The sequence below is a fragment of the Brevibacterium otitidis genome (genome assembly GCF_042429315.1).
Classification (GTDB): domain Bacteria; phylum Actinomycetota; class Actinomycetes; order Actinomycetales; family Brevibacteriaceae; genus Brevibacterium; species Brevibacterium otitidis.
In genome coordinates this window covers 1-4,798 of the sequence record NZ_JBHMAU010000060.1, presented here as the reverse complement: position 1 = coordinate 4,798, position 4,798 = coordinate 1, and the positions used below count along the sequence as shown (strand labels likewise).

The window sequence follows — 4,798 nt, the reverse complement described above, 5'->3', positions numbered from 1 at the left end:
AGCGGTCGGACATACCGTCGCTGCCGCCGACCCAATCAGCGAAGACGTCGCTCACATCCGCGTCGCAATCACACCGCCTGGGTAACTACAGTTGTGGAAGTCAGGAGCGCCGGCGCGGTCTTCGGCCGAACCCTGCCCGGGTCGATCCGGTAGGAGATCCCGTCATGCTTTGGTTGCCCGGCGAAAATGTCGACGACGGCGTCGACAGCGTCGGTCTGATACTGCTGGACCTTGAACTGAAGCTTCATCGAGCCAGCCTCCTTCTTACATACATCTGCAGCTTGCGAGTACCGATTTATCCAAGCGGGCCGGGTGCTAGCAAGGGATCTCCCGCTCATGGCGCAAAACTTCTTGCATAGACGACCGCTTTGAAACACGAATCTATGTAAGCGTCCACCGCGGCTGACCTCGGCTTCCAACGTTCACTATGGACCCCTCTCGGCGGAGCTTGGCAAGTAAGTTGGATACCTTGTTGCGCTTCTGCTGGTCCGTCAGCACCTCGGGCAGCAGCGGAATCAAGAGAGCGTCGATATCGGCACGTGACGATTCTCCATTGTGTTCGAGGTAATCCCGAAGCAGCGTCGCGTAGTGAGCGTCCGTCTGAGGCCGAGTGCGCACGTAGTCGGCGAGCCTCCCCGTGGCGTCCGCTATTGATGCAGATACCCGAAGGTGTGGTTTACGCCCCTCGATGAGCTTTGCTTTCCGCAGGCGTTTCACAGCCTCAGGACTGATGTCGAGCCCTTTCTGAACCCGGTCGAGGGCGAGCACGTCTTCGAGGGGGAGATCGGCACGGACCATGAGAAGTTGTGAGTATGACTCGTCGATGACCGCCCCAGGGATCGTGAGCTTAACCTCACCGGGAGTTTCGAGGTCGTAGTCAGGCAGTGGGAGGAAGCGCCGCACTTGGTCCTGCACCATCCGGTGGATTCCGTACCCCATGCGGTCGATGAGGTTGAGCTCGGTCATCGCAGCGACGAGCAGCGGGTTGCGGTAGTCCCGCGGGGTGCGCTGCTCAAGGACGTACTCCTCCGGCGAACCGTCGAAGAACTCGCCCACACTGATGAACTCAACGCGGTCGGTGTGCTCAGCAACGATGATTCTGGACCGTTTCGTGTAGTCCTGATGCGCGATACAGTTATAAATGGCTTCAAGAAGGCTGCGCTCGTCGTACTTGCTGATCTCTCGGTAGATCAGTTCGTTCGGGGGCATGAGTCGAAGCTGGACGTTGCGGATACGCTTCGCGAGCTGGCTGGCGGTGAGCAGGAACGGCATCCGGAAGTGCTCGTAGGCTGGCTGCTCGCCCACCAGTTTCCAGGTCATCTCCGCAGGATGCGGGGACAACAGATGTGTCGAGGTGTCGGCGCCAAGGAGCAGGAGAGCAGCTCGGGTGATCTGACCGTCGCGGGTCAGCCGAGCCTTGGCGAGGAAGGCCGAGTCGTCCCAGGAATCGATCTCGGCTGCGGGAATGCGGTGCGCATGCCGTTCCGCGAAGCCTTGGCGGGCACGCGTGATCGCCGCTGGGTCGAGGTGGTCGAGAATGGCCTCGGGAACAACGACGGCTGACCAGTCCGCGTCCAGGGTCTGCCCGCGAATGGCGTCGACCTTGTCCAAGGACAGCGGGACCAGGCTTTCGCCGGCGCGGGCGCGGTAGATCCCCTTCCACGAGATCGGGATGCCGCGTGGTGCTGGCGGGATCTCCAGCAGCACCACGCGATGGCCGGAGTACATGACTTCGTGGACTTCACGGATGGTCAAACCTTGGTCGATGGACTGGTGGATCTCGTGTTTCAGCGTTTGTCGTTGCTCCACATCGCCCAGGTGTGCGGTGCCGACAACGCGGCGGTCGTTCGAGACGCCGAACACCAACCAACCCGCTGATGCCCCGCGCAGGTTCGCCTCGTTGCTGAGCGCCGAGACGTATTGGCCGGTCTTGCCCCTGTCATATTGCTGGGATGCCTGCTTGAACTCCACGACTTCGCTCTCCCACTCGGCGATGAGCCGGTCGAGGAGGGCGGTGAGTTCATCAGGCGTCAGCGTCATGGCGTGCCTCAGATCGTCCGGACTTCGGTTGAGGGGGAGACCTCACGGAAAATCTGATCTGCGTTGATACGTGCGGCGTCCGACTCGAAGGCGTCGTCGCGGAACACCGCCCGCAGCGGGGTGCGCTCTGCAAGCCCACGGACGACGTCCGGCGTCACCGAATCGGCGAAGCAGGCGACAAGGGCGTCCTCGTCCACAGAGAACACCTGCCGGCCGTCGATTTCCTCTCGCGCGATCGGCAGGGTGAGTTCGAGCCCCCAATCGAGGAGCACCTGGAAGAGGCAATCCTCGCCGGAACGGTCGGACTTGATGCTTGCTTCGAACGATCCGAGGGCTGCTTGCTGCGTTTCGTCGGCGGTGGCGAGCACATCCGCCATGTTTGTGGTGTCTACTCTGCACATCCGGTAGCCGATGTCGAGGTCGTCGGAGAGTGTGGGTTCAGCGGCGATCTCCGCAGCGACGCTTTGCAACCGCGTGGTGCTCATACCGAGGATTGAGTTGAAGGTCTGCTCCGGCTTTGGCAACGGTTCGTGCACCTGCACGGCGACGAAGCGGCGGTTGCCGCAGTCTTCGCGGTTCTGTTGGAGCACTGCGTGCGCTGTAGTGCCACTTCCGCTGAAGAAATCGAGGATGATGTCGCCATCTTCCGGACTGGTGGCCAGCTGGAGAATACGCTGAACCAACTGCACCGGTTTGACCGAGTTGAGGACGTTCTCGGTGTGCTCAAATGGCACGTACTTGAGGAGAGTCTTCTTGGCATCCTGAGTGTGCCCGACCTCCGTGTATGGCCAGAACGTCTGGGGCGTACGACCAGATGAGACCTCCGAGAGGAAACGCTTTTCTGCCGGAATGTTGTTTCCTGACGTTCCCCACCAGACCCGGTTATCTGCATCGAGTTCGTGAAGCCGCTTCTCCGAAACGCTCCAATAGCGCCCCTTCGGAGGTCCATCTAGGAGACGACCTGATGGGGTGGTGACGGAGTAAAGCCCCGCGTTGTAGGCATTCCTCGCAGTCATGTCCACTGGTTTCCAAGGGCCACGTGGATCGTCATCCGGGTTGGAATATCGCGCTTCCATCTCCGCGGTGCGCGGTAGCTGGTTGGGGCGCCACATCAGCTTGCTCTTCGCATAGCACACGATGTAGTCGTGATCTTCGGAGAACCACCTAGCCGAGTTCTTCGGGGAGTACACCTTCTGCCAGATGATCTGCGTCACGAAGTTCTGGGCTCCAAAAACCTCGTCGCACAGAGCGCGCAAGTTCTCGATTTCGTGGTCGTCGATCGAGATGAAGATGACGCCGTCGTCCTTGAGAAGGTTACGAGCCAAACGGAGGCGTGGGTACATCATGCTCAGCCAGTCGGAGTGGTAGCGGCCGTTGGTGTCAGCGTTAGCAACGAGGCGCCCGCCTTCGCGGTCGGTCTGCCCTGAGCGTGCGAGGTAATCGGCGCTAGTTTCGGAGAAATCGTCGTTGTAGATGAAGTCGTGGCCGGTGTTGTACGGCGGGTCAATATAGATCAGCTTGACCTTGCCGAGGTACGACTCCTGCAGGAGCTTGAGTGCGTCGAGGTTGTCACCCTCAATGAAGAGATTCTGCGTCGTGTCGAAGTCCACCGACTCCTCGCGAACCGGACGCAGGGTCTTAGCAATGGGCGCGTTCGCGGCGAACGCGGCGGCACGTTTACCGGGCCAGTCGAGGCGGTAGCGCTCCTGAGGTCCCTCCACGATGTGATCGCTCAGCTCCTGCCGGAGCAAATCGAAGTCAACCGTGGTAGTCACGTTGCCCTCCGCATCGCGCGACTCGGTCACCACATTCGGGAACAACTCGGCGATCTTGTCGATGTTGGCCCGCGTATGGTCGGGGGTGTGCAGGGTGCGCTTCTCCATCACGCATCTCCTGCCAGAACGCGATGGTCATATCGTCTTGACCTCAGTGTGTGGCGAGCGTTCACAGAACACCTGCCCGACGTTGATTCGCTCCGCGTCGTCGGCGAAGTCCTCGTCGAGGAAGACCGCACGCAGCGGCTGTCTTTCCGCGATGGCCGCAGCAGCCCGAGAGAGAGAGAGAGAGAGCGTGCCTCACGCGGACGCGTACACAAGATCAACGCGCCCTCCTCAACGTCGTACACCTCGAAGCCATCGATCGTCTCATTCGCGATCGGCAGGGTGAGTTCTAGCCCCCAGTCGAGAAGCACCTGGAACAGTAGGTCCTCAGTTGTACGGCCCGACTTGACACTATGGATCATCCCGACCAGTTCTGCCTGGCCTAGCGAGTCGGCTGGCGTACTGGTATCAGCCATGTTCGTGGTATCCACGCGTAGCGTTCGGAATCCAGTGTCAAGATTCATGCCTGCGAGTTTAGCGACACCTCGCGTCCGGTCGGCAGCGCGACGAAGTCTCTCACGAGCAAGGTCTGGGATAGTTGGGAACCCATCACGATTCGCGTCTGATCCCTCGGGCAGCGGTTCATCCACCTGAACCAAGAGGTACTGTCGAGTTCCTCCGTCTTCAGCATTGATGTTCATGACGGCGTGTCCGAAGGAACCTGATCCGGCAAAGAAGTCAAGCACGATCGAATCGCGTACAGTTCCGATCCGCAGTAGGTCTTCAAGGAAGGGAACGGGCTTCGGAGCAGAGAAGTACTTCCCTCCCATAAGCGGCTCTTCGGACATCCGGTGGGGGTGAGGTTCGTCGGGTGCTGGTTGGCGGGTAGGGGTCGAGGTCCCCGAGGATCAGAAGCGCTAACCACCTGATCTACCACG

At 60.4% G+C, this 4,798-nt stretch carries 4 protein-coding genes; all 4 read right to left on the bottom strand.

Annotation, left to right across the window (positions count from 1 at the left end):
- Nucleotides 1–68: 68 nt before the first annotated feature.
- On the bottom strand, nucleotides 69–248 hold the full coding sequence (locus tag ACFFN1_RS09430; RefSeq protein WP_376840462.1) for a hypothetical protein: 180 nt from the start codon (nucleotides 246–248) through the stop codon (nucleotides 69–71).
- 133 nt (nucleotides 249–381) lie between these two features.
- Nucleotides 382–2,040: an RNA-binding domain-containing protein gene (locus ACFFN1_RS09425; protein ID WP_376840461.1), complete on the bottom strand. Its 1,659-nt coding sequence runs from the start codon at nucleotides 2,038–2,040 to the stop codon at nucleotides 382–384.
- A gap of 8 nt (nucleotides 2,041–2,048) precedes the next feature.
- Nucleotides 2,049–3,923, bottom strand: a complete 1,875-nt coding sequence (locus ACFFN1_RS09420; protein ID WP_376840460.1) for a site-specific DNA-methyltransferase — start codon at nucleotides 3,921–3,923, stop codon at nucleotides 2,049–2,051.
- Complete coding sequence (locus ACFFN1_RS09415; RefSeq protein ID WP_376840459.1) at nucleotides 3,923–4,708, bottom strand: DNA methyltransferase; 786 nt, start codon at nucleotides 4,706–4,708, stop codon at nucleotides 3,923–3,925. Before ACFFN1_RS09415 ends, ACFFN1_RS09420 begins: the two co-directional genes overlap by 1 nt.
- Nucleotides 4,709–4,798: the final 90 nt, after the last annotated feature.